The organism is Novosphingobium indicum (assembly GCF_014645195.1).
In the GTDB taxonomy this organism is placed as follows: domain Bacteria; phylum Pseudomonadota; class Alphaproteobacteria; order Sphingomonadales; family Sphingomonadaceae; genus Novosphingobium; species Novosphingobium indicum.
Map to the genome: position 1 here is coordinate 71,073 of NZ_BMLK01000018.1, position 24,945 is coordinate 96,017.

A 24,945-nucleotide genomic window follows, 5' to 3' on the forward strand; every position below is an offset into this window, starting at 1 on the left:
CGACTTAGCCGCCGCCCGGGTTGGCTGACCCAACGTCTCGGTAGCGGATGATCGTTCAGGTGAAGAGCGGCATTTCAGCGCCGAAATAGCCATTCCGGACATCGCAAGTAGCCGATCTCATCGCACCGCAGCTTCGGATCTGCGGAACAATTTGATCAACCTCGAGTTGGCTTTGCAAAGGAGATAAGCCGATGAAGGCGTTGATTACGCTTGTTGCTACAGTTCTTTTGCCGCCGCTGGGCGTCGCTCTCAAGCATGGCTTGGGCAAAACGTTCCTGATCAATCTGATCCTTACGATCATTCTGTATCTGCCGGGTCTGCTTCACGGCATATATGTCAATTACATGCGTTGAGGAGGCCGGTGGGCGTTGCTCTGCCGCCATATCTCGCCGGTCTTGGTGCGTGTGGCGACGTCACGAGAGACTTGTCCAATCCTCGTCGTTCCCGCGAAGGCGGGAATCCAGTCCCAACGATGCCACGACGCGGTCTTCCACCTGCAGGCCATATTCTCGGCCCGGCTCACAACTGCAATGAAGCGGCTGACACTGCTGCCAACTTGGGATTGAAACTTTGCGTTCACTGGATTCCCGCCTGCGCGGGAATGACGAAGTGAGGGGCCTGTTCGTCCCTGATCAGCCCGCCGGCTGCGCTGCGGCGCTCGGCGTGGCGGGTGGTGTCGCGAGCGGGCTCGGCTGGTCGACCTTGTGGCCTTCGGCGTCGTTCAGCCGGCGGGGTTCGAGCATTGCGGTCGTCTCGAGCAGGTCTAGTGCGCGCTGGACCTGTTCGTAGCGGCGTGCATCGGCGATCCAGGTGTCGGCGGCATCGGCGCCGGGGACGCGCTCGACTTCCTTGATGGCATTGTCGATCCGCCGCGCCGTGAGCATGACTTTGGCGCGGTCGAGCCGGGCCGTGGGCGATACCAATGCGGAGGAATCGCGCCGCACGGTGAACATCGAGCCGATTTCGCCGCGGGCCCGGTCCCAGAGGCTGAGTGTGCTTTTGTCGCCCTTGCCGGTGAGTTCGGGCGAGAGGGCTTCGAGACGCGCGGAAAGTTCGTCGATGGTCACCGGCTTCTTGCTGAAGGCGATGATCGTTTCCACCGCGCGCGGCTGGGCATTCATGAAGCGCAGCTTGAGCTGGTCAGCGACGTAGCTGAGCGGCTCGCCGCGGTCGATCATGCGCCGGGCGGCGAATGCGATCAGCAGGCCTTCGGCCCGCGCGGCGTTGCCCGATGCGGCATCGGTCTGGAAGTCGAGCCGGGAAATGCGGTCTTCCAGTAGGGCCAGCCTGCCTTCCACCGATCCGATTGCGGACATCTGCTCGGCGGGCGTTTTCGGTGTGGACTTCTCTGCAGTCGTCGGCGGCGTCAACGGGTCTTCCACCGGTCCGTCGAGCGCGGCAGCAGAGGTCTGCTCGGCGTCTGGCGTGGGCAGCAGGGTCGACAGATAGCCGTTCGCACTGGCCCAGGCGACCAGCGCGGCACCGAGGATGAAAGCGATAAGAACAGCGAAAACCGTGATGCTGCGCGAACGCGGACGACCGGTCGATGATGATGCGGTGGAAGAGATGTCCTGCATTTAGCCTTGTTCTGGCAGTTGTGATCCCGATGCGGTCTCTTCGCACATCTGGGCCGCCAAGGCCAGCAATGCGGCATCACTGGGTTCCGGGGCGCTTTTGAGTGTGTGCCAGCCGGTGCCTGCGCGTGCTGCGACGCGAGGGCCGATAGCTGCCAATTGCAACCTGTCGCGCGCGATTCCGGCGGCGTCGCAAAGCGCGGCAAAGTGCGCTGCCGCCTCGCCCGAATGGAGCAGGATCAGGGCCGGAGCCGCCAGTATGGCAGCGAGTTCAGCGGGGAGCGGCAGCGGTTCGCTGGAATAAACCTCGCGTGTCGTGACGGTGACGCCTTCCGGGATTTCCAGCACGATCCTTTCGCGGCCAGCAAGACGCAGCAGCCTGCGGTGCCCGGGGTGCAGCAGGCCGAGCATTGGTTGCAGACCGCCCTTGCCGGTTTCCACGACGTCGAGCCCGGTGTCGCGGGCGGCCTGCGCGGTCTTCTCTCCCACGGCATAGGCGGGGAGGCCGCGATAGAGGTTCAGCGCCTCGCCGCCGTGGCGCAAGGCATTGGCGCTGCCGAGCAAGAGTGCATCGACGTCCTCGCGCGGTAAGGTGTTCCATGGCAGCGCCCGGACTTCGAACAGCGGGAAAGCCCTTGCGTCCAGCCCTGTCGCCCGCGCCTTGGCGGCCGTCGCGGTGGCGCCCGGTTCGGGCCGCAGGACGAGCACGGGCAGCGTCACGTCAGCCGCCGGCGCCCTCGAAATGCACGGTGATGGCTTCGGGTGCGCGGTCCAGCATGTCCTTGGCGAGCTGCGTGGGAACCGTGAGGTCGTGTGCGGCGAACCGGGCTTCCCCGGCGATACGCTCGGCACCGTCGGGGCTGAAGATCGCCGCGCGCATCTTCAGATCGTCGCCTTCGGGGCGCGTGAGCACGGCGATGGGGCTGTGGCAGCTTCCGCCAAGCCCGGCCAGCAGCGCACGTTCGGCCATGACCGTGGCGCGGCTGGGCGCATGGTCGACGGGTGCAAGAAAGTCGCGCGTCCGGGTGTCGTCGGAACGGCATTCGATCAGGATTGCGGCCTGCCCCGGCGCGGGGAGCCATTCCTCCTCGTCAAGCGGATGGCCTGTACCTGTCTCACCCAGCCGCTGCAGGCCGGCAGCGGCAAGGAATGTTGCGTCGGCTTCACCCGCTGCCAGCTTTGCAAGGCGCGTGGCGACATTGCCGCGGAAGGTCACGACCTTGCAGTCCGGCCGGGCGTGCAAGAGCTGAGCGGCGCGGCGCGGCGCGCTGGTTCCGACCACCGCGCCGGAAGGCAGCGCGGCAATGCTTTCGGCGCCGATCAGCACATCGCGCACGTCCGCGCGTTCGAGCACGGCGGCGATGGCGAAGCGGTCCGGGCGCAGGGTTTCCACGTCCTTGGCCGAGTGGACGGCGAAATCGATCTCGCCCGCATCGAGCCAGGCGTCGAGTTCCTTGGTCCACAGCGCCTTGCCGCCGATTTCCGCCAATGGTCGGTCCTGGATGCGATCGCCGCTGGCGGTGACGGCCACGATCTCTATATGCGCCGGATCGATTTCATGCGCCCTGGCCAGTCGGTCGCGCGTTTCCTCCGCCTGCGCCATGGCGAGAGGCGAGCGGCGGGTGCCGAGGCGGAAAGTCTGGTTCTGAGTATGTTGCGTATCCATGGGCGGCTTGTGCTACCCGTCAATGTCGTTCAGGGAAAGCCGGGATGAGGATAGTTCTCGGCATAGAATCGTCGTGCGACGAGACGGCCGCCGCGCTTGTGACCAGCGAACGCGTCATTCTCGCCCAGCGCATCGCCTCGCAGGACGACGTGCACCGCCCCTATGGCGGCGTCGTTCCCGAGATCGCCGCGCGCGCCCATGCCGAGCGGCTGGCGCCGATGATCGCGGCCACGCTGGCCGATGCCGGCATGACGCTCGATCAGGTCGATGCGATTGCGGCGACGGCGGGCCCCGGTCTGATCGGCGGCGTGATGGTCGGTCTGGTGACGGCCAAGGCGCTGGCGATGGCCTCGGACAAGCCGCTGATCGCGATCAACCATCTCGAAGGTCACGCGCTCTCGCCGCGACTGGCCGATGAAAGTCTCGAATACCCTTACCTGCTGCTGCTGGTTTCGGGCGGGCATTGCCAGATCCTGTTGGTCGAGGGCGTGGGCAAGTTCCGGCGCCTCGCCACGACGATCGACGATGCGCTGGGCGAAGCCTTCGACAAGTCGGCCAAGGTGCTGGGGCTCGGCTATCCCGGCGGGCCCGCGCTCGAACGGCTGGCGTTGCAGGGCGATCCCAAGAAGATCCCGCTGCCTCGCCCGCTGGTAGGCAGCGCGGAGCCGCACTTCTCGTTCGCGGGGCTGAAGAGCGCGGTGCTGCGCGCCAAGCAGTCCATGCCGATGCCGGTGCAGGGATGCGTGGCGGGCAGCGTGATCGAACCGGCCTATAGCGATGCCGACATTGCTGCGTCCTTCCAGCAGTCGGCGATTGCCTGCTTGCTCGACCGCATGAAGCGCGCGTTGTCCGGGGTCGGACCGCTCAATGCGCTGGTGGTTGCGGGCGGGGTCGCGGCCAATACCGCGATCCGCACTGCACTGGAGAAACTTGCCGCGGATCACGACCTGCCGTTCATCGCTCCGCCATTGGGGCTGTGTACGGACAACGCGGCAATGATCGCATGGGCCGGGCTGGAGCGGCTGGAGCAGGGACAGTCCGATCCGCTCGACGTGGCGGCGCGGCCGCGCTGGCCGCTCGACCCGGATGCCGAGGCCGTACGGGGCGCAGGAGTGAAGGCATGAGCAAGGTAGGCGTGATCGGAGCCGGTGCCTGGGGAACGGCACTGGCGCAGTCGCTGGCGGGCGACGGCAGTGACGTGCTGCTCTGGGCCCGCGAGCCGGAGCTGGTCGAGCAGATCAACAGCGAGCACCGCAACGGGCTTTACCTGCCGAGCGCGGCGCTGGCCGAGACCGTGCGCGCGACGTCGGACCTCAAGGACTTCGCCGATGTGCCGGCGCTTCTGGCCGTGGTGCCTGCGCAGTTCCTGGCGTCGGTGATTGCCGATCTGCCGGAGGGCGAGCGCGATCTCGTGCTCTGTGCCAAGGGGATCGAGGCCGGGACCGGACGGCTGATGTCCGATGTCGCCGAGCAGGCCGCGCCCGGCGCGAACCTCGCTGTGCTTTCCGGCCCGACCTTCGCGCACGAAGTGGCGGCCGGGCTGCCGACGGCGGTCACGCTGGCCTGTTCGGGCGGCGAAGCGCAGTGGGAGCGGCTGGCGCCGACGATATCGCGCCCGGGGCTGCGTCCGTACTATTCAGACGATGTGATCGGGGCCGAGATCGGCGGTGCGGTCAAGAACGTGCTCGCCATTGCCTGCGGCGTGGTCGAGGGGCTCAATCTCGGGCAGAACGCCCGAGCCGCGCTGATCGCGCGCGGCTTCGCCGAGATGCTGCGCTTCGGTCTGGCGCGCGGGGCGCGGGCCGAGACTCTGTCCGGCCTGTGCGGGCTGGGTGATCTGGTGCTCACCTGCTCGTCGACCTCTAGCCGCAACTTCTCGCTTGGGCTCTCGCTGGGGCAGGGCCTCTCTGCTGCCGATGCCCTGTCGGACAAGAACAGCGTGGCCGAGGGCGCGGCGACCGCGCCGGTTCTTGCCGAGCTGGCCCGGCGCGATGGCATCCAGATGCCGATCGTAGATGCCGTGTGCCGCCTGCTCGATGGCAAGGCGCCCGCGGGCGCCGTGGTGACCGACCTGCTTTCGCGACCACTGAAGGCTGAGCAGGAGCCCGCTCTTTGAGCGACCCGACAGAGCGCGGCGTGCCGCCGTCCGACACTTCCGGCGCTGCGCCTCCTTCGCACGAGCACGACGATATCGCCGCGCTGGCCAAGGGCGGCCGCACGAATTTTTTCGGGTTCTTCCTGCGTCTTGCCGCGCGCATCCCGTTCCTGTTCATCGCCGGTCGGGCCGAGGCCTATGGCCCTGCGGCGCTTGGCCGCTTCGCGTCGGCGCTGGTGGTAATCGAGCTGACCTCGATGCTGTGCACCATGGGTGAGAAGCGCGGCCTCGCGCAGCGCCTGTCGGATACCGAGGGGCAGGTTCATCCGGCCAACGTGATTGCCGACGGCACCATTCTCGCGCTGATTGCCTCGTGCTCCGCGGCGCTGTTCTTCTACCTCGTGCCCGAACCAATGTTTCCCGGCGGCAAGTATTCCGAGATCGACCGGCTCATCGTGCTCGCCATTCCGCCGCTGACGCTCACCGAGATCTGGCTTGCCGCGCTCGCCTATCGCCTGCGCATCAGCCCGACGGTCTGGTCGCGCGCCATAGTCGAGCCGTGGACGATATCGATCATGGCCGGGGCGATGATCTGGATCGCACCTGCAAACGGCCTGACGTTGGCCTATATCGCCTCGATCTTCGCCGCTGCGCTCACCGCGTTTATTCCCTTCTTCCGCGAATACGGATTGCCAAGAGGTTGGCGCCTCAAGCCCGGCGAGATGCACCGGCTGGCCGCGCGCTCGATGCCGATTGCGCTGGCCGATGCCATCGAATGGGGGACACGGCGCGTCGACATCTTCCTGCTCGGCTTTCTGGCGCCGCCTTCGGCAGTCGGTGTCTATTACGCCGCGCAGCAGGTCGCGAGCCTGCCGCAGAAGCTCAAGACCAGCTTCGAGCCGGTGCTGGGCCCGGTCATTACCCGGAACCTGAAGAAGAAGGACTACGGCGCGATTGCCCGGCAGGTCTGCCAGGTGGGTTTCTGGATCACTGCCGCGCAGGCGGGCATTGCCCTGGCGCTCGGCATTCCGGGCGAGGGCGTGATGGGGCTGGTCGGGCGTGAGTTCGTGGGCGGTACCGGGTCGCTGGCGATCCTGCTTGCCGCAGAGGTCGTGGCCGCGACGGCGGTCGTCAGTGAGGCGGCGCTGATCTACGTCGCGCGGTTCAAAAACCTCATCGTTTCGGTCTCGACTATCGGCTTGCAGGCCGTGCTGACCGTGGTCGGTATCAAGCTGATGCAGCACCTCGGTTACAATTCGCTCTATCAGGCAGCCACGGCGGCTGCGGCGCTGATGATTGCGCTGGGTCTGGCCTCGATCGTCAAATCGCGGATGTTGGCGCGCATTCTCGGCGAGCGGATCAACAACTGGCGCTGGGCCCTGATCTGGGCGGCGGCGCCGGCTGTCGTCATCGGCTACCTCGCCACGCAGTTCCTGCCCGAATGGGCGGAACTTGCCTTCGGCATACCTGCCATTCTCGGCGCGTATATGTGGGTAATCTGGAAGAAGGCATTCGGCCCCGAAGACCGCAAGCTGTTCCAGAAAACAAAAACGGCAGAACCACTTCCAGTCGATCAAATATAACCATGTGTTCAATTCATCCCTGAAACGAAACGTTCAGTCGCGATGCCGCCGCCAAGGAAATGGCCTTCATCAAGCTGCGCTACAAGTTGCCGGGCGTCAGCACGTCCAAGCTGATCGAGCGGCCGCTGTCGGCGAAGTTGCTGGCCAATGCGGGGGCGCCGTTCGGAGACTTCGCTTTCGCCACCGCCGTTGCCGCCTTCGGCCAGACGCTGCGCGGCGATGCGCTGATGAACGGCTATTCGGCGGTTCAGATCGAATCCCTCGCCGGCAAGCAGACCGAATTACTGGCGGCAGGAGTTCCTCAAGCTCGTCGATATGGCAGATTCGCTCAAGGGAGGCTGACAGCGGCGTAAGATAAATCTAGGCTCGGCGCATGAACCCACGCCGAGCCTCCATTGCCGCCGCCGGTGCCGGCCTGTGCCTGGTCCTGTCCTTCGCGGCGACCAACCTGCACGGACCGGCCTTCATCGCCGGACTGAAGCAGAAGGCCGTGGCCGCGGGTGGGGAGGCCGGTGGCAAGGGCGTGAAGGTCGCGTTCGAGGATCGGTACGGCTGGCTTACCCGCCATCCGATCCTGTCGGGCGGCAAGAGGCTCGACAACGCGACCCGCACCCGGGTCGCGGCCCGGATTGCCAATGTTCCCGGCATTGGCGGAATTACCTGGGCGCGCGAAAGTGAAAGCGGGCGTGTAGCGACGCTGCATTGTCAGGATGACGTCGAGCGCATCCTCGAGACGCGTACCATCCGTTTCAGCGAAGCAAGCGCGCGGATCGATCCGGCGAGTGAGAAGCTGCTCGATGAAGTCGCGCGCTCGCTGCGGCCCTGCGTGGGCAGTATCATCGCGGTGATCGGCCATACCGATGCCGGCGGTAACGCCAGGGCAAATCTCGCGCTTTCGAAGGCGCGGGCCGATGCCGTGCGCTGGGCGCTGATCGGTCGGGGCATTCCCGCCGATGGGCTGCGCGCGGCCGGTGTCGGCTCTAAGCAGCCGGTAGCCGGACTCGACCCGCTGGACCCGGCCAACCGCCGTATCGAATTCTCGGTCATTTCGCCGGCGCCGATCAAACCGACGCCGATCGACACGCCGGGACCGGGATAACGCTATGAAAGGACACCGCCTTGCCGCTATGGCTTGAAATGGCTGTTTCGGTGCTGCTGACCTACGGGATCGGTTTTGCCGCCGGCTGGCTGCTGTGGAACCGGAAGGGATAGATTTGTGCTGCAAATGATCGAAGCCAACTGGCTGATCTTCATCGCCGCGCTGCTGATCGGCATCGTCGTCGCATACTGGCTGTTCGTCCACAGTGCCAAACCACCTGTACGCGACCGCCGTCCCGACGTGCTCGACGAAGGCGCCGCTCCCGCGCAGCGCAACCAGGCATTGATAGACGATGCACCACCGGCTTCGCAGTTCGACATACCGCCGCATATCGATCCCCCGGCGATGGCCGGCACGATGGCCGGGATCGGTGAGGTGATCGCCGTGGCCGCGCAGGAAGAGATCGACAACCTCAAGCCCGAGGTAAAGCCGGAAACGCAGGAGAAGCCTGCTCCGGAAATCGAGCAACCGGCTCCTGCCCCAGCGCCGGAGGCCGCGCCGCCGGCAACCTCGGCAACCGCCGAACCCACTGCTCCAGCACCGGCGGGAGATCCCGACGACCTGCGCAAGATCAAGGGCCTCGGCCCCAAGATGCAGACGCTGCTGACCTCGCTCGGTATCACCCGCTACGAACAGATCGCGGCATGGACCGAAGCCGATCTCGACGAACTCGACGGAAAGCTCGGCGCCTTTGCCGGCCGCCCGCGCCGCGACAACTGGGTGGAACAGGCCAAGCTGCTCGCAGGCGGCGATACCGGGGCCTACGAGGCCAAGTTCGGGAAGCTTTGAGAGGGCCAAGCCCGTCTTAGTCATCCCAGCGCAGGCTGGGATGACGTTGATATTCTAAGGAACTGGCCGCTGCCTGCCCGAGGCTCCAGCGCTCAGCCCCCGGTATAGCTTCCGATCACATCGCGCCGCATGGCTGCACCGCTGTCTGCCCGCGAGTAGAACATGTGCCCCCCGGGATACATGTGCAGCTTCAGCCGACCGGCGCGGGCGAAGTCGGGCATCTGGCGCAGGATCAGGCTCGAGGCGTAGTAGGGGCACGAGAGGTCGTCCCAGCCGTGCACGATGTCGACGACCATCTTGGGATCGGTGGCGATCGCCTTGCGCAGGTCGGTGACGGGGCTGTCGGTGCCGTCGCGCTTCCAGGCGCTGTTCACGTCGTAGGCCAGCGCATTGTAGCGCGCGCTCACTTTCCAGCCGACCTGCCGGGTCACGAAGTCGACCATGGCCGAGGTCGTCGGTGCGATCAGCGTGGTCAGCAGCGGATCGCTGTATTGCGGCGTCGCGCTGGCGGGGAAGGGATCGTAGGCGGTGAAGTTGGAATCGTAGACCGAGCCTACCAGGCCCTGATCGCGGCGGATTTCACGCAGGTAGGTCGAGATGTCGACGCGCCCGTTCATGCGGCGCACCAGCGCGGGATCGAGCCCGGTAAACTCCGCGACCTTGGCCGAAAGGCGGTCGGTGGCGGCCTTGTCGCCTGGACCGGCGAGGAAGTCCTGCACGAACTGCGTGCGCACATAGGTCTCGACCGGACCCATGGCGGCGGCGTCGAGGTGCTTGCCTTGCCGCTCGAAGTGGCCAGCGGCCATCGAGGGCAGGTTGAGGATCCACGGCAGCGGTGAAAGCGCGTCGTCCTCGCCGATGGCGGGCGGATCGAGGTAGGGCGAAACGAGCGTCATGCCCGATATGCCCAGGCCCATCTGCGTCTGCATGTAGTAGGCGAGGCGCGGGACACGGTAGCCGCCGTAGCTTTCGCCAACGAGGTACTTGCGGCTGGTCAGCTGGTCGTGCTCGACGAGCCAGTCGTAGACCACGCGGCTGAGGTAGTGGATGTCGGCATCGGCTTCGTAGAAATCCTTCTTGGTCTTCTCCTCGTCCTCGCGCGTGCGCGAGAAGCCCGTGCCGATGGGATCGATGAAGACGAGATCGGTGAAGTCGAGCCACGAATTGGCATTGTCGCGCAGTACCGCCGGGTCGCTCGGCGCGTCGCCTTGCGCGCCGAAGGCCACCTTCTTGGGGCCGATCGCACCGAGGTTGAGATAGACCGACGCTGCACCCGGACCGCCGTTGAAGGCGAAGGTCACCGGCCGCGAAGTCGGCGCGCCGGGAACGGTGTACGCGGTATAGACCACTTCACCGATCACCTTGCCCTTGTCATCCTTGACCGGGATCGAGCCGACCGTAGCGGTGTACTTCACGGTCCTGCCGGCGATCACTGCCGACTGCTGGATCGACTTGGGTGCCGGAAACGGCTCCAGATGATCGTCGGTTGTCTCGGCGGCCTTGGCATCGTCGGCCTTGTCGGCAGCCAGAGTGGCGGAGCCGGACGCGGCGAGCAGCAGCGCCGAGCAGGCAAGGGTCAGAAAGCGCATGAAATGTCGCACCTTGATTGCGTGGTGTTCTTGGGGGCGAAGAACGCCAGCTTAGCGTGCCGACGCGCGGCGGCAAGGGCGATGAGGTCCTTGCCGCTGTTGCCGTGTCAGGGCATCATCGTGCCGGTCTCGACGAAACGCTGGTGCCAGGACAGCGCCTCGCCGAGGATGGAGGGCGACTGCAGCCCATAGGACTGCGTCTGCGCCCGCGCGAAGTAGTCCTCCAGCAGCGGCCGGTAGTCGGGGTGCGCGCAATTGGCGATGATTACCCTGGCGCGCTCCTTGGGGCTGAGCCCGCGCAGATCGGCAAGGCCTTGCTCGGTAACGATCACCTGCACGTCGTGGTTGATGTGATCAACGTGGCTCGCCTGCGGCACAATGGCCGAAATGGCGCCGTTCTTCGCGGTGGAGGGCGTCATGAGGATCGGGATATGATAGTGAAATGTGCGCTTTAAATGTTGCGCTTCATGCAAGTACGATGGGCCGGGCAGCGGATTGGCCTACCCGGCCCGTCGCATTCTGTGGTTGCTCCCGGAGGGCGAAAACCCGTCAGCGCATGGGGCGCACTTCCTTCTTCGGAATCACCATGGTCTTTCGCCTGGGCTGCAGGGCTTGGGCGCGTTGGCGAGAGGCCTGCACCTCCTGCCGGGCCCTGCCGGCCCAGTTGCCCTGCGTGTTCTCCTCGAAGACGACCTGGTTGCGCTCGTAAGCCGGGTGTACCTCCTGCCGCGCCATCAGCGCCTTCACATAGGCATCGCCCAGCGCGTGGATGCGGGTGCGGCAGAGTTCATCGGCGCAGTCGTGGCCCCAGATCGGTTCGTAGGTCTTGAACAGGTCCTTGCCGTAGATGTCGATCGCCGCGACCTTGCTTTCGAGCACGATCGCCTTGCCCTTCTTGTCCGCCTCGATCGCATTGCGGATCATGATCTGTGCCGTCTTCAGCGAGGGATATGTCGGCTCAGCGCGCATTTCATTGAGGATGCGGTTGCCGGTCATTTCCGCCACGCCCTTGATTGCCACGCCGCAGAAATTGAGCCGCAGGTAGGCGCACTGGTCGTAGTACTTCTTGATGAAGGCGTTGCGCCAGTCGAACACTTCCTTTTCCATGGGGTCGGAGGGGGGCTGCTGTGCGCCCGCGCTGTCCTGGCTGACCGTCGGCGAATAGCGGTATTCGCGCGCGCAGACGGTCTTCTCGTGGCAGGTGAAGGTCACGCCGTCGGGCGGCAGCGTGACAGCGACTTGCGGGAACCAGACCGGCCAGTCCCAGGTGTGGGACCAGACCGCGACATCGACGAAAAGCCGGGCATTCAGGCCGGGCGTCATCTTGAAGGCGAGCGAATATTCCGGGTGCCCGATCGAGAAGCTGCTTGAGTGGTCCTGGGAGTTGACCTCGAGCGGGTAGGTTCGGCCCGAACTGGACATGCGCGTGACCTTGCCGGAGATGTTGTCCTTGAGCTGCAATTCCAGCCGGTCGGAGGTCAGCCCTACCTGTAGCGCTGGCAAGACCTTGGCGCCGACCACACCGAAGTTGGCAAGGCCGCCCAGCAGGTCCGGATCGTCGAATACCACGTCCTTGTTAAGCTCGCCGCCGGGCCCCGGGGCAGGGGGCTGGAACTGGCCGTTGGTGAAGGGCGCGGGCAGGCCTTCAGTCAGATCCTTGCCCACGCTGTTTCGTACGCCGTCGCTGTGGAACGGCACCTTGTAGTTGAGCCCGGCATAGGCGGTCAGCTCGGCCACCAGTTCGCGCCCCTTGAAGACCTGATCGCCTGCAAGGCCCGTATCCTCGTAGTCTCGCGGGCTGCCGTCGACCGGCTGGAAGACCGGGGCGATGCTGGCGGACTCGGTGTCGCCGACGCGATGGTAGGCGTAGAGCCCGCTGACACTGATCGGGAAGCGCAGGCCGAAGCCATAGCCGAAGCCCGCATAGACCTCGACGTAGTAGGTCTTCTTGCAGCTCACCAGACAGGTCTTGACCGTGATCGAGACGCGGCGGCGCCATTCGTTCTCGCGCCCGAGCGTGAAGCCGGTGAGCAGGATATGCGGAGCCAGCGTGCGTTCGGCATCGACTTTTTCAGGTATCTGCGGAGCCGGGATGTTCAGTTTCGGCTTGGTCACCGGTTTCGGCCGCATCTCCAGCTTGTCGCGAGCCGGGAGAAACATGACGTCCTCGATCTGCACATCGGCGGTGTTGATCAGTTCGCCTTCGAGCTGCGCGTCGGTGAGCGCGCTGAGGCGGTTCGCCTCGGCTGCGCCGACTTGCCTGACCACGTCGGCACGCTTGGCCGGATCGGCCATCATCGCTCGAAACGTGGCGATACCCTCGGCAAAGTCGGCCTGTTCGGCTGCCGCCTCCTTGGCAGCCGCGGCTTCGGCCTGCGCGCGGCGACTGGGATTGGCTACGTAACGCGGGTCCTGCGGGTCGGCGAAGGCTGCCTTGCGGGCGCTTTCAGTGGTCTGCGTGAAGCAGCCGACGCCCGCCTGCTCCAGCACGCGGCGGCGCGTCGGCGCCGAGCAGGCGCCCGGCTTGATGCTGTAGGTGAGGAACTGCCGGACGATCAGGCCGCTGTCGACCTCCATGGCTTCCAGGGTGTCGGTGCCGACCTGCACTTGCGCCGGCTGTCTGCGCAGGCGCGTGCCGAGGCTGGTGAGCGAGGCCGGATTGGTCAGGACCGGTCGCAGATCCGCTTTGCCCGTTCCGAGCGCGATGACGGGTTGCCGCTTCAACGTCGCGTCATCGTAGCGCCGCTTGACCGCAAGCGTGCGCAGCGTCTGGCTCGTCGGTCCGGCCTTGATCACGACGGCACTCGGCGGCGCATCGGCCTTGGGGGGGACAGGCGGGGTGACCTCGGTCGCCTTGAGTTCGAGCTGCGCCGTTGGTTTCAGGACGCGCAGCTGCGCATGCGCGGTCCCTGCCAAGACCGCCAATCCCGAAACGCCGCCCAGCACGGCAACGAAACCGATCTTCCCTTTCACCATGGCCCTCTCCCTCAATGACCGCGCACGAGCCGGCGCTGACGCGCACCCCTCTTCACGACAGGACGAGCGGACTTTACCACACAAAGTTACGGGAATTTTGCGGAAGGACAAATAACCGCAAATTAAGCATGCGGGTGTGGCCGGTGCAGGGCAAAAAGCGGGCTTGGAATAGCGGGGATTTCGGCTTGTTTACGCCGCCGTCTTTTGAACCGTCAGCCGCAAGCCCAGAGCATCGAGTACCGCCGTCAACGTTTCGAGCGTGGGATTCCCGTTTTCCGAAAGCGCATTGTAAAGCGCCTGGCGGCCCAGTCCGGATTTGCGGGCGATTTCGCTCATGCCCTTTGAGCGGGCTACGTCTCCGAGCGCGCTGGCAATATGGCCGGCGTCGTTCCCTTCCATGGCGGCCTCTAGATAATAGAGGATGTCCTCCTCGGTATCGAGGTAATTGGCGGGGTCAAACGGTCTTGTCTCCATCGGAGCGTCTATGCGGCACGCGGCACGATCCGTTCCAGATCTCCATTCAGAGCACGCTTGGCTTCCAGCAGTTCGTAATCGTCCTGGAGCCCGAGGAAGAACCCTTCGGACATGCGGAAATAGCGTGCGAGGCGCAGATCGAGATCGGCATCCATGCGAATGTGTCCCGCTATCACACCTTCTAGGCGCGCAGGCGCAATCGCCAGCGCTTCCGCTAGCGTCGCTGCGGTCAAACCGAGCGGCTCCATGAACTCCAGCGCCAGCATTTCGCCGGCGTGGTGGTTGTCGAGCCAGTCGGAATCAGTCGTGGTAGTCGATGATTTCGACATCGTATGCATTTCCGTCCTTCCAGCGGAAACATATACGCCATTGGTCATTAATGGAAATGGAATGCTGTCCGGCGCGGTCGTTCTTGAGTTTGTGCAGGCGATTGCCGGGAGGATTGCGCAAGTCGTCGAGTGTCTTCGCCCGGTTCAGCATTTTGAGCTTGTCGAGCGGACGGCTTCCGAGCGCCGCAGGGACGTGTTTGCTCCTTACGCCGTTCCAGATGCGCTCCGTTTGAGTGCTGGTGTTGGCGAAGGAGCGGATCATTTCAATCGGTCCAGCCGCACCCAGGCAGAATGATCGGGAAATTGCGCCTCCCAAAAACGGAGGCCGTTGACGTTCGTGCCTGTTATTTCGTGGGCTGCAGCTGACGGACTGGATTGTTCATTACCTAGGTGGTCGACCCACTTTTCACCATCAATCTTGGCGATGTATTGGCGGCCCTTGTAGCGGGCCCGTAGTGACGTGCCGTCAGGAAGATATAGCGACCGCGATACGAACCCTGGACCGCTAACTGCCCTTCGGTAGTTTGCCAAGTCAGGGCCCAATGAATGCTCAATCGCATCTAATAGTGCATTTTTTTTACGCGGCAGCTCCGGTTCTTGGGGAGAGTCGATTTCGAGTATGTCTCTAAGAAGGGCGTCGTAAGAATCGTCTTCGTGACGGAGCATCTCCGTAAGGGCTTTGTAAACCGGAAGGCTGACCTCAATCTGCATACGTCTACTATTAGTCGCTAATAGTAACTTGAGTCAATTCCTATTTCACCGCCCCCACTTCCGCTGCGTCTTCCCGTACCGCGTCTTGCGCGTCCCCGGCTTGCCCTCGTTTGAGCGCCCTACCTTCGGTGCCTTGTGTTCGCTTTCCGGCAAGCCCAGCTCGGTAGCCTCCAGCCTTCGGATCTCGTCTCGCAGACGGCCGGCTTCCTCAAACTCCAGATCGGCCGCGGCCGCGCGCATCCGGCCTTCCAATTCCTCGACGTAGGCGCGCAGGTTGTGGCCTACGAGGTTGTTGCGTTCGTCGTCCTCGAGGTCGACGACTACGCCGTCCCTGCTGGCGGTGTCGGCGACGATGTCGGCGATGCGGCGCTTGATCGTCTGCGGGGTGATGCCGTGTTCTTCGTTGAAGGCCTGCTGCTTTTCGCGGCGGCGGTCGGTTTCGGCGATGGCGCGTTCCATCGAGCCGGTCATGCGGTCGGCATAGAGGATCACGCGGCCATCGACGTTGCGCGCGGCGCGCCCGATGGTCTGGATCAACGAGGTCTCGCTACGCAGGAAACCTTCCTTGTCGGCATCGAGAATGCAAACGAGCCCGCATTCGGGAATGTCGAGCCCCTCGCGCAGCAGGTTGATGCCCACCAGCACGTCGTAAACGCCCATGCGCAAGTCGCGGATCAGTTCGATGCGCTCCAGCGTCTCGACGTCGGAGTGCATGTAGCGCACCCGCACGCCCGCCTCGTGCATGAACTCGGTGAGGTCCTCGGCCATGCGCTTGGTGAGGGTGGTGACGAGCGTACGGTAGCCCTTGGCGGCGACCTCCTTGCACTCGTTGATGCAGTCCTGCACCTGGTCCTCGACCGGACGGATTTCCACCGGCGGGTCGATCAGCCCGGTCGGGCGGATCACCTGTTCGGCAAAGACGCCGCCGGTCTGCTCCATTTCCCAGCTCCCGGGCGTCGCGGACACGGCGAATGTCTGCGGGCGCATCGCGTCCCACTCGTTGAAACGCAGCGGGCGGTTGTCGATGCAGCTAGGCAGGCGGAAGCCGTATTCGGCCAGCGTGATCTTGCGGCGGTGGTCGCCTTTCGACATCGCGCCGATCTGCGGCACCGTCTGGTGGCTCTCGTCGACGAAGAGCAGCGCATTGTCGGGCAGGTATTCGAACAGCGTCGGCGGCGGCTCGCCCGGCAGGCGGCCGGTGAGGAAGCGGCTGTAGTTCTCGATCCCGGCGCACGATCCGGTGGCGGCGATCATTTCGAGGTCGAAATTGGTGCGCTGTTCGAGCCGCTGGGCTTCGAGCAGGCGGCCTTCGCTCTCCAGTTCCTTGAGGCGTTCCTGCAATTCGAAGCGGATCGCCTCGGCGGCCTGCTTCATCGTCGGGCCGGGTGTGACGTAGTGCGAGTTCGCATAGACGCGCACTTTCTCCAGCGTGGAGCCCTTCTTGCCGGTGAGCGGATCGAACTCGGCGATTTCCTCGATCTCGTCGCCGAAGAAGCTGATCCGCCAGGCCATGTCCTCGTAGTGGCTGGGGAAGATTTCGAGGTTGTCCCCCCGCACGCGGAAGGTGCCGCGCGAAAAGGCGGCGTCGTTGCGCTTGTACTGCAGGGCGACGAGCTTGCGGATGATCTCCCGCTGGTCCTGCTCCTTGCCCGCCTCAAGGTCGAAGATCATCGCCGAATAGGTCTCGACCGAGCCGATACCGTAGAGGCACGAGACCGAGGCGACGATGATCACGTCGTCGCGCTCCAGCAAAGCGCGCGTGGCCGAGTGGCGCATGCGGTCGATCGCCTCGTTCACCGAGCTTTCCTTCTCGATGTAGGTGTCCGACCGGGGCACATAGGCCTCGGGCTGGTAGTAGTCGTAGTAGGAGACGAAGTACTCCACCGCGTTGTCCGGGAAGAAGTCCCTGAACTCGGCATAGAGCTGCGCGGCGAGGATCTTGTTGGGCGCGAGGATCAGTGCGGGGCGCTGCAGTTCCTCGATCACCTTTGCCATGGTGAAGGTCTTGCCCGAGCCGGTGACGCCCAGCAGAACCTGCGTCTTCTCGTCATCCCTTGCGGATTGCACCAGTTCGGCGATCGCGGTGGGCTGGTCGCCGGCGGGTTCGTAGTCCGAGACGATCCGGAACTTCTTGCCCGGCAGGGACTTTTCGGGACGCTGGGGTTTGTGCGGGACGAAGCTGCCGGAGGTGTCCGGCTCTTCCAGCCCGCGGCGGATGATCAGTTCGGCCATGGCGGAACATATGGGGTATGCACCGGTCCGCCGCAATGCGTTGTTGGGCGATGAGCCATTGGCACCCGGCAGGGGCGATGATAGCTCTCCCGGCTGCTGGGGGGACGTTGCCTGGCGAAAGGGAATGCAAGATGAAGAGGGTTTCGATGACGGACATGATGCGCAAGGGGGCAATCGGCATCGGTCTGGCGGCCATGATGCTGCCGCTGGCGGGCTGCGGCTCCAAGGAGTCGGCAGAAGATACCGCCACGGCTTCCGGCGAGGAAAAGTCCGTCGAAGACGTCAAGCGCGAGGCGGACAAGCTGATCAAGCCCCAGCCCGGTGCCTACAAGCAGACCGTCGAAATGGTCGACATGCAGATTCCCGGCCTGCCGCCCGAAGCGGCTGAGCAGATGAAGACCATGACCGCCAAGGTGGAAACCCACACCATCTGCATTACCGACGAGGATGCGGAAAACAGCTTCAAGGACATGTTCGAGAACGTCGGCAAGGGCGAGGAGTGCCAGTTCAACCGGTTCAATGTTACCGGCGGCAAGCTCGACGCCGAAATGACCTGCGCAACGCCCGATTCCGGGCAGGCGACGATGTCGATGAACGGGACTGTCACCGAGACCAGCTCGGACATCATGGTGGGCATGAACATGAAGGGCGGCCAGGGCCCCATGGCCAATATGACCATGAAAATGCACATGACATCGGAACGTACCGGCGAATGCGCCTCATGATACGGGGCTAGATGAACGAAAGGCAGGAACAGGACGTGGAAGGCACAGTGCGGCAGCAGGCGGGGTCCTTGCGCGAGGCAATAGCCCGCCGCGCCGCATTCGTGCGCGAACCGCACCCGGAAGGCGTATCCAAGCCGCCGCTGCAGCTTCTGCTCGGTGAATTGCGCTCGCTGTACCGGGGGCGACGGAAGGAGCCGCAGGTGCAGCCGGCGCTTCATCCTATGCCCGTCATGCTCCTGCCCGGGTTCGGCGCGCATCCCAAGCGGATGAAGCCGATGGCGGATGCGCTGAAAGCCGCCGGGCACGAGCCCCACGAGTGGGGGCTGGGCTTCAACTTCGGCCCCAGCCAGCACAACTTTTCGTTCCTGATGCGCCGCGTTGCCTCGATCGCGCGCGAGCACAAGGCGCCCGTCGCGCTCATAGGCTGGAGCCTGGGCGGCCTGTTCGCGCGCGAGATCGCCCGGCGCGAACCGCAGATGGTGGCCAAAGTGATCACCATGGGCTCGCCGTTTTCGGGTGACATGCGCGCCAACAATGCCTGGCGGGCCTATCAGGTCGTTACCGGCCACGCGGTCGACAAGCCGCCGATCGAATGCGACTTCGCCGAAAAGCCGCCAGTGCCCACCATCGCCCTGTGGAGTCCGCGCGACGGTGTCGTCGCCCCGCGTGCGGCCTGTGGCTGGCCGGGTGAACGCGACCGCGCGATCGCGCTGCGCTGCACGCACCTCGACTTTGCAAGTGGGGCCTCGGTCATTTCCGAAGTGCTGCGCCAGCTCGACATCGAGGATTGATTTTCTCCCGCTTTGCCGCGCAAACTGGGCGGCAAGGGAGAGAACACATGCTGGAAATCTGGCGGGCCGGCGGCTCGAACACAGGCGCAACCCCCGAACTGGCGCGTGCCATCGAGGCCGAAGGCTGGGACGGGCAGATGTTCATGGATTCGCAGTGCCTTTCGGCGGATCCCTACGCGCAGATGGGCGTCTGGGCCTGTTCTACCGAGCGGATCAGGATGTCGACCGGCGTCACCAATCCGCTCACCCGAAACCTGGCGGTGACGGCAGGCGCAGCAGCGACGATCCAGGCGATCAGCGGCGGACGCGCCGTTCTCGGCATCGGGCGCGGCGATTCCGCGCTGGCCTACCTCGGCCATGCACCGGTGAGCCTGAAGCGGTTCGAACAGGCCATCGGTCACTTGCAGGTGCTGCTTTCGGGCGGTGAGGTGCCGTTCGAGGACTTCGGATCGGCCGGCGATGCCCCGTCGATCCACGGGATGTCGATGGGTAACCGGCCCGAAGGTGTGCGTCTCAAGTGGCTGCCGGAAGGCTTGCCCAAGGTGCCGCTCGATATCGCAGTAACCGGCCCCAAGGTCATCGCCATGTCGGCTCCGGTGGCCGAGCGCGTGACCTTCAGCGTCGGTGCCGAGCCGGAACGCATGCAATGGGCGCTCGATGTCGCCCGCGCGGCCCGGGCCGAGGCGGGGCTGGACGAGACTGGCATTTCCTATGGCGCGCAGATCGTGATCGTCTGCCACCCGGACGAGGAAACCGCGATGGAAGTCGCCATGCACATGGCCCCGCCGCTCGCCCGCTTCCAGACGATGCAGGGACAGGTTGGCCCCGCCGATGCCGCCGCAAGCGAGAACCTCGGCAAGATCCGGAAGGGCTACGACATGACCGAACACGGCAACGTGGCCTCGAAGGAGCGCATCGTCGGCGGCGCGCTGTCGCCAGACTTCGTCAAACGGTTCGCCGTCGTCGGCGCGCCCGAACAATGCTTCGAACGCCTGCGCGACCTGCTGGCGCTCGGCCTCGAAAGGATCGTGGCGGTAGGTCCGGGCTTTTATCCTGCCGATTGGGGTGATGCGGCAGGGCTGTTCGCGAAGGACGTGTTGCCGGCGCTGAAGGCGGGATAGGCTTCAGCCCTTCGGTCGGGCGGCGCGCGTCGGTTTCGAGGCTTTGTTGAGGAAGTTGGCGGTATCCTGTGAATCGAGGGGCTTGGAGAACAGAAAGCCCCGCAACTCGGTGCAGCCGATCGATTGCAGTATGTTGAGCTGGACGGCGGTTTCGACGCCTTAGGCGGGCACCGCAATACCCAGCCCATGGGCAAGGCCGGGGATGTCGGGACAATCGCATAGCGGTCGTCCCGACATCCTGCACGAAGGACTTGTCGATCCTGACCTAAGCCGGAGCGTTGATGCGCGGCATGGACTGGAATCGGAATTGCCGATGCGGTCTTGGCTCGAACTGTGCAACCCGAACACCGTCGCATCGGACCGCGGGCACAGTGCCCTGCGGTCCGATGAGAGGCCGTCAGTACTTTACGCGGGCGGTGAAGCGCGCGTTGATCGGTGCGCCGGGGGTAATATTGTTGTTGTTGTGCGCGTCGGAGAAATAGGTCTCGTCGAGGGCGTTCTCGACGTTGAGCTGCAGTTCCACGGTATCGTTCACCGTATAGAACAGGGCTGCATCGATGCGGGTGAACGAGGGCAGACGCGTGACCGAGGCCGAGGTGCGGTTGGCCGCGAATTGGCTGGACTGGTGCACCACGCCTACGCCGAGACCCACCGACGGGTTGAAATCATAGCGATTCCACAGCGCGAACTGATGCTCTGGAACCTGGCCGAGCCGGACGAAATCGTTCCCGCGCAGCTTGGCGTCCTGATAGGTATAGCCGCCGCTCACCTGCCAACCGGGCAGCACTTGTCCGGACACCGCCAGTTCCAGCCCCCGGGTACGGGTCTTGCCGGCGACGATGCTCATGGCCGGATCGACCGGGTCGGGTGTGGTGGCATTGGTTCGATCGAGCTGGAACAGGGCCGCCGTGAGGCTGAAATCGGGATGGATGTTCCACTTCGCGCCCAACTCGTAGTTGGTGAACTTCTCCGGCGCGAGATCCTGCTGGCTGGTCGAAAGCGTCAGGAACTGATCGCCCGACCGCGGCAGGAAGGACTGGCTGTAACTGCCGTAGATGGAGATGTTCTCCTGCGGCTTCACGACCAGACCGACGCGCGGTGACCACTTTTCGTCGGTGCGTCCAAAGCTGCGGTTGCCGTCCTGAATGTCGACGCCCGCAATCTTGAACCGATCATAGCGCAGCCCCACGATGAGGTCGACGTGATCGCCGAAGCTGATCTGGTCCTGCGCATAGACCGCGACGAAGGACACGTCCGAAGCACGATTGCGGGTGAATGCCGGGAAAGTCACCGAAGGATAGGCGATGTTCGCCAGGTCCAGCGTGCTGTCGGAAATTACGGCATTGCGGCGCTGGTTTGTGGAATCCTGATCGCCGTATTCGATGCCCAGAAGGATCGTGTTCGCAAAGCCGCCGACATCGATGTCGGCTATGAGGTTGCTCTGCGCGATGAAGTTCTGGCGCGTTGTCGGATCGGTGTAGCCCGCCAGAGGCACCGTGCCATCGACTGCCGTGGCCGCGCCGGTGGCGTAAACGTTGGTGTAGTACTTGTCGTAGTCGCCGTAGAGAACGGTGCTGGTCCACCTTAGATTCTCGGTCAGCTCGCCGTCCAGGCGCGCCTTGACGATGTGGGCTTCCAGACCGGTGCGGTTGACGCCGGGCACGCCGAAGAACGTATCGCGATGGCCCGGCAGCGGGCCTGGTGTGCAGGGCTGGGTGCAGGCGAGCGACGGGATGCCGCGGTCCGTTACCCGGTCGTCGTAGACATACTCATACGAGAGCCCGGCCTTCCACCCCGGCGCGAATTCGAACGCGAGGTAGGGATTCACCGCGTAGCGCTTACCGTCGAAGTAATCGCGGTGGTTGTTCAGTTCTTCGTAGAAGGCGTTGATGCGGAAAGCGGCGCCATCCGCGATCGGCGTGTTGAAATCGGCAGAAACCGTCCATGCCCCGAAAGTATTGATGCCGGCTTCGGCGCCCGCGAAGACCCGGTCCGAAGAGGGGGCCTTCTGGACGCGGTTGATGATGCCGCCACCGCCGCCGCGCCCGAAGATGAGCGCATAGGGGCCCTTCAATACCTCCACCCGCTCGATGTTGTAGAGGTTGCGGAAGTACTGGACGTCGTCGCGCACGCCATCGAGGAAGAAGTCGGCCGTGGTATTCTGACCGCGCAGCGTGATCTGGTCGCGGTTGCCTTCGCCCTGGCCGATAGTCACACCGGGAACGTAACGCAGCACGTCTGCGAGGCTGCGATGCGCCTGATCGTCGATCTGCTCGCGGGTCACGGCATTGATGGTCTGCGGCACGTCGAGCAGCGGCGTGTCGGTCTTGGTAGCGGTCGCTGAATCTATGGTGAGGTACCCCTCGGATTCGCCGATGACGAGGATTGACGGCTCGCTGTCGCCTCCAGCCTCATCTGCCCATGCTGCTCCGGGCAAAGTCAGGATCGCAGCCGACACCAACAGCGAAGTTCTCATAGCACCACCCTCTCATGTTTTCCCGCGATTCGGCGTGGCTGCTAACGCTACTGCGAATGCGTTGCAACAATGTAATATTGCAGCAACATTGATGTGCCGTGGCGGTGCGGGTCAGAGGGCGGCCTTCAAGCCCTTGGGGCTTGCCGGCGATAGCTCAGCGCCTCGGCGACATGGATGCGGCCGATGTCCCTGGCACCGGCAAGGTCGGCGATGGTCCGGGCTACACGCAGGATACGGGTGTAGCCCCGCGCGGACAGGCGCATGGCTTCGGCAGCTTGCAGCAGGAGCGTCCGGCCAGCCTCGTCCGGGGTGGCGTGCTGTTCCAGCAGGTCGCCGTCGAGATCGGCGTTGGTGCGCAGCGGCGTGCCGTCCAGCCGCGCGGTCTGGATCTGGCGCGCTCGGGCCACGCGGGCGGCGACCTCTTTGCTCCCGTCGGCAGGCGGGGGCAGGGCGAGATCGGCGGCGCGGACCGGATCGACTTCGACGTGCAGGTCTATGCGGTCGAGCAGCGGACCGGAGACCTTGCTCTGGTAGTCGGCGGCACACTTGGGTGCGCGCGAGCAGGCCAGCGCCGGATCGCCCAGATGCCCGCAACGGCAAGGGTTCATTGCGGCTATCAGCTGGACGCGTGCAGGATAAGTCACATGAGCGTTGGCCCTCGCCACCGTCACTTCGCCGGTCTCGAGCGGTTGGCGCAAGGAATCCAGCGCCTGCCGCTGGAATTCGGGCAGCTCGTCTAGAAACAGCACCCCGAGGTGCGCCATCGAGACCTCGCCCGGACGCACGCGCAGGCCGCCTCCGGTCAGTGCAGCGATCGAGGCCGAATGGTGCGGAGCGCGGTAGGGCCGGGCACGGCTGATGCGGCCGTTTTCCAGCATGCCCGCAACCGAGGAGACCATCGAGACTTCCAGCGCTTCGGCGGGGGTCAGTTCGGGGAGAATACCGGGTAGGCACGAGGCGAGTAGCGATTTGCCGGCGCCGGGCGGCCCGACCATCAGCAGGTTATTGACATTAGGACCCCAAGTGGAGACAGGGCCTCATGTCATTGGAAACTAGCGAGACTATCCCGGTTAAGGCGTACAGCTACCTTCGCTGTAGCACCCCTGAGCAGATGCAGGGAGACACGTTCCGTCGCCAGTTAGCCCTTGCGGAAGCCTACGCTGCCAAACGTGGTTGGGAACTCGATAAGACACTGAAGCTGCACGACATGGGCGTGTCAGCGTTCAGAGGGCGCAACGCCGTAGAGGGCACTCTTGGGGCCTTCCTAGAGCATGTCCGTTCCAGTGAAGTCCCGTCAGGAAGTATCCTCCTAATCGAGAGCTTGGACCGCCTCAGTCGTCAGGAGATCGACGAAGCGCTTTGGCTATTCCTCGACATTATCCGCAGTGGCGTAACCATCGTCACGCTTCTGGATGAAATGGAGTACAGCCGAGAGGCCCTGAAGGGACCGATGGGGTCGGTTTCGCTCATCGTGTCTTTGTTCATTCTCTCTCGCGCCCACGAAGAAAGCGCGACGAAGGCCCGCCGTCTCAAGGAGGCGTGGAGCGACAAGCGGAGGAAAGCAGTTGAGAGCAATGTCCCTCTCACCGGCATTATCCCTGCGTGGCTCAGGTTGAGTAGCGGTCGTGAGAAGGTCGAGTTGATCCCTGAGCGTGCGTTTATCGTGGAGCGCATCTTTCAGGAGACGCTAAGCGGCCTAGGACAGCATCAAATTGCGTCTCGCCTAAACGCTGAGGGTGTAGAGCCGTGGGGGCGAGGGGCCTATTGGCACCGCTCCTACATCGCAAAAATTCTGACCAATGACGCGGTGATTGGGACGATGACCCCTCACACGCTGGACTACGTGGACGGGAAGCGCACTAGGACCCCGCAGGACCCTATCAAGGGTTACTACCCCGCAGCGATCTCAGAAGAACTGTGGTTAGACGTGCAAGCGATGAAGCAAGGCAAGGTGGCCCGCAGGAGAGGACGGCACGCCTCTAAGCCTGTCTCTCACATGCTTGCGAGGCTTGCTGCCTGCCCTGTGTGCGGAGGTTCAATGTCCCGCGTCAACAAAGGGGCACGTAGCCGTCCCTCTCTCGTCTGTGCCCGCGCTAGGACCAAGGCTGGATGCACTTACAAGAGTGTGCGCATCGACCAGCTTGAGGAAGCGATAGTTGAGCGTCTTCCTGAGAGGCTCTGGGATGCCCCAGCGGGCGAGAGAAGCTCGGAGCTGGATAAGCAGGTCGTCAATCTTGAGGCAGAGCTAGAGCGCGTTGTCCGTGAGTTGGAGAACGTGGAGCGAGCGATACGAGAGGGAGGCGAGGCGAGAACGCTAGTCCGCATGATGCGAGAGCTAGAGGGGGAGTATGAGGAGGCTCGCGACACCCTGCGTCGTCTTGAGGCTCAACGTGCCGAAGTGGCGGGTTTGACTGTGCAAAGCCGAATAGAGCGACTGATGGGGACCCTAGAGCCGCAAGAAGGGGACCCATTGGACGTGAGGGGCATCAATGCTGCGATGCTCACGGTCTTCAAGCGGGTAACAGTGGACTACCAGCATGGGGTGCTGGATTTCGAGTGGTTACATGGGGGGAGCGTTGAGTTGCCCTACGCGCTTCCGCTTGATTTGGCCTAGGTCGTCAGGTGACACTGACACCTGTGCGAAAGTGAGGGGCCTGTCAGTAATTTTGTGCGCGAGGTCGTTTTTGTTCATCAGACCGTGAACCTGTCGCCGAA

Annotated in this window: 22 protein-coding genes and 2 pseudogenes; 11 read left to right on the top strand and 13 right to left on the bottom strand. The window is 64.2% G+C overall.

The window, feature by feature from the left end; genetic code table 11:
- Positions 1–191 precede the first annotated feature (191 nt).
- Positions 192–353, top strand: coding sequence for a YqaE/Pmp3 family membrane protein (locus IEX64_RS17540; protein ID WP_188821625.1), 162 nt, complete (start codon positions 192–194; stop codon positions 351–353).
- Between the two features lie 279 nt (positions 354–632).
- Here IEX64_RS17540 and IEX64_RS17545 read toward each other — a convergent pair whose 3' ends face one another.
- The 3 genes from IEX64_RS17545 to hemC are packed head-to-tail and all read right to left on the bottom strand — an operon-like array spanning position 633 to position 3,240.
- The gene (locus IEX64_RS17545; protein WP_188821628.1) at positions 633–1,577 is read right to left on the bottom strand and encodes an MICOS complex subunit MIC60; all 945 of its coding nucleotides are present in this window, start codon (positions 1,575–1,577) and stop codon (positions 633–635) included.
- Complete coding sequence (locus tag IEX64_RS17550) at positions 1,578–2,294, bottom strand: uroporphyrinogen-III synthase (protein WP_308422613.1); 717 nt, start codon at positions 2,292–2,294, stop codon at positions 1,578–1,580.
- 1 nt (position 2,295) lies between these two features.
- Complete coding sequence (gene hemC, locus IEX64_RS17555; protein WP_188821630.1) at positions 2,296–3,240, bottom strand: hydroxymethylbilane synthase; 945 nt, start codon at positions 3,238–3,240, stop codon at positions 2,296–2,298.
- 44 nt (positions 3,241–3,284) lie between these two features.
- Here hemC and tsaD point away from each other — a divergent pair, with 44 nt between their 5' ends.
- The 6 genes from tsaD to IEX64_RS17585 all read left to right on the top strand — a co-directional run bounded on the left by tsaD (position 3,285) and on the right by IEX64_RS17585 (position 8,806).
- The gene (gene tsaD / locus IEX64_RS17560) at positions 3,285–4,364 is read left to right on the top strand and encodes a tRNA (adenosine(37)-N6)-threonylcarbamoyltransferase complex transferase subunit TsaD (RefSeq protein WP_188821632.1); all 1,080 of its coding nucleotides are present in this window, start codon (positions 3,285–3,287) and stop codon (positions 4,362–4,364) included.
- On the top strand, positions 4,361–5,356 hold the full coding sequence (locus tag IEX64_RS17565) for an NAD(P)H-dependent glycerol-3-phosphate dehydrogenase (RefSeq protein ID WP_188821634.1): 996 nt from the start codon (positions 4,361–4,363) through the stop codon (positions 5,354–5,356). The genes tsaD and IEX64_RS17565 overlap by 4 nt, the downstream gene beginning before the upstream one ends.
- 20 nt (positions 5,357–5,376) lie before the next feature.
- Positions 5,377–6,918: a lipopolysaccharide biosynthesis protein gene (locus IEX64_RS17570; protein WP_229710536.1), complete on the top strand. Its 1,542-nt coding sequence runs from the start codon at positions 5,377–5,379 to the stop codon at positions 6,916–6,918.
- A gap of 59 nt (positions 6,919–6,977) precedes the next feature.
- Positions 6,978–7,271: a YfbK domain-containing protein gene (locus IEX64_RS17575; RefSeq protein WP_229710531.1), complete on the top strand. Its 294-nt coding sequence runs from the start codon at positions 6,978–6,980 to the stop codon at positions 7,269–7,271.
- 20 nt (positions 7,272–7,291) lie between these two features.
- The gene (locus IEX64_RS17580; protein ID WP_188821637.1) at positions 7,292–8,017 is read left to right on the top strand and encodes an OmpA family protein; all 726 of its coding nucleotides are present in this window, start codon (positions 7,292–7,294) and stop codon (positions 8,015–8,017) included.
- Positions 8,018–8,143: 126 nt separating this feature from the next.
- Complete coding sequence (locus IEX64_RS17585) at positions 8,144–8,806, top strand: helix-hairpin-helix domain-containing protein (protein ID WP_188821687.1); 663 nt, start codon at positions 8,144–8,146, stop codon at positions 8,804–8,806.
- Positions 8,807–8,898: 92 nt separating this feature from the next.
- Here the strand turns inward: IEX64_RS17585 and IEX64_RS17590 are convergent, their stop codons facing one another.
- The 8 genes and pseudogenes from IEX64_RS17590 to uvrB all read right to left on the bottom strand — a co-directional run bounded on the left by IEX64_RS17590 (position 8,899) and on the right by uvrB (position 17,117).
- Entirely contained in the window at positions 8,899–10,395 is a 1,497-nt protein-coding gene (locus tag IEX64_RS17590) for a S10 family peptidase (protein WP_188821639.1), read from the bottom strand.
- A 107-nt stretch (positions 10,396–10,502) separates the two neighbouring features.
- A pseudogene (locus IEX64_RS17595) lies at positions 10,503–10,829 on the bottom strand (acetyl-CoA hydrolase/transferase C-terminal domain-containing protein); the annotation flags it as partial.
- 115 nt (positions 10,830–10,944) lie between these two features.
- Positions 10,945–13,371, bottom strand: a complete 2,427-nt coding sequence (locus IEX64_RS17600; RefSeq protein WP_188821643.1) for a hypothetical protein — start codon at positions 13,369–13,371, stop codon at positions 10,945–10,947.
- 189 nt (positions 13,372–13,560) lie between these two features.
- Positions 13,561–13,845 (bottom strand): addiction module antidote protein, encoded by a 285-nt coding sequence (locus IEX64_RS17605; protein WP_188821645.1) that lies wholly within the window; start codon positions 13,843–13,845, stop codon positions 13,561–13,563.
- A gap of 8 nt (positions 13,846–13,853) precedes the next feature.
- Positions 13,854–14,174 carry a HigA family addiction module antitoxin gene (locus tag IEX64_RS17610; protein WP_188821647.1) on the bottom strand — a complete coding sequence of 107 codons (321 nt, stop codon included), beginning with the start codon at positions 14,172–14,174 and terminating at the stop codon, positions 13,854–13,856.
- On the bottom strand, positions 14,146–14,436 hold the full coding sequence (locus tag IEX64_RS17615) for a type II toxin-antitoxin system RelE/ParE family toxin (protein ID WP_188821649.1): 291 nt from the start codon (positions 14,434–14,436) through the stop codon (positions 14,146–14,148). The genes IEX64_RS17610 and IEX64_RS17615 overlap by 29 nt, the downstream gene beginning before the upstream one ends.
- Positions 14,433–14,885: a DUF2924 domain-containing protein gene (locus tag IEX64_RS17620; RefSeq protein ID WP_188821651.1), complete on the bottom strand. Its 453-nt coding sequence runs from the start codon at positions 14,883–14,885 to the stop codon at positions 14,433–14,435. The genes IEX64_RS17615 and IEX64_RS17620 overlap by 4 nt, the downstream gene beginning before the upstream one ends.
- Positions 14,886–14,930: 45 nt before the next feature.
- Positions 14,931–17,117, bottom strand: coding sequence for an excinuclease ABC subunit UvrB (gene uvrB / locus IEX64_RS17625; protein WP_188821653.1), 2,187 nt, complete (start codon positions 17,115–17,117; stop codon positions 14,931–14,933).
- A gap of 131 nt (positions 17,118–17,248) precedes the next feature.
- On the opposite strand from uvrB, the gene IEX64_RS17630 reads away from it, so the two are divergent.
- The 3 genes from IEX64_RS17630 to IEX64_RS17640 are packed head-to-tail and all read left to right on the top strand — an operon-like array spanning position 17,249 to position 19,754.
- Positions 17,249–17,842: a DUF3617 domain-containing protein gene (locus IEX64_RS17630; protein WP_229710533.1), complete on the top strand. Its 594-nt coding sequence runs from the start codon at positions 17,249–17,251 to the stop codon at positions 17,840–17,842.
- Positions 17,843–17,853: 11 nt separating this feature from the next.
- On the top strand, positions 17,854–18,633 hold the full coding sequence (locus IEX64_RS17635) for an esterase/lipase family protein (RefSeq protein ID WP_188821654.1): 780 nt from the start codon (positions 17,854–17,856) through the stop codon (positions 18,631–18,633).
- A gap of 47 nt (positions 18,634–18,680) precedes the next feature.
- Positions 18,681–19,754 (top strand): LLM class flavin-dependent oxidoreductase, encoded by a 1,074-nt coding sequence (locus tag IEX64_RS17640; protein WP_188821656.1) that lies wholly within the window; start codon positions 18,681–18,683, stop codon positions 19,752–19,754.
- Between the two features lie 397 nt (positions 19,755–20,151).
- Here IEX64_RS17640 and IEX64_RS17645 read toward each other — a convergent pair whose 3' ends face one another.
- Both IEX64_RS17645 and IEX64_RS17650 read right to left on the bottom strand, forming a co-directional pair.
- Complete coding sequence (locus IEX64_RS17645) at positions 20,152–22,230, bottom strand: TonB-dependent receptor (RefSeq protein WP_188821658.1); 2,079 nt, start codon at positions 22,228–22,230, stop codon at positions 20,152–20,154.
- A 125-nt stretch (positions 22,231–22,355) separates the two neighbouring features.
- Positions 22,356–23,237: pseudogene (locus tag IEX64_RS17650) on the bottom strand (YifB family Mg chelatase-like AAA ATPase); the annotation flags it as partial.
- Between the two features lie 32 nt (positions 23,238–23,269).
- Here IEX64_RS17650 and IEX64_RS17655 point away from each other — a divergent pair.
- Positions 23,270–24,844, top strand: coding sequence for a recombinase family protein (locus IEX64_RS17655; protein WP_188821660.1), 1,575 nt, complete (start codon positions 23,270–23,272; stop codon positions 24,842–24,844).
- Positions 24,845–24,945 lie beyond the last annotated feature (101 nt).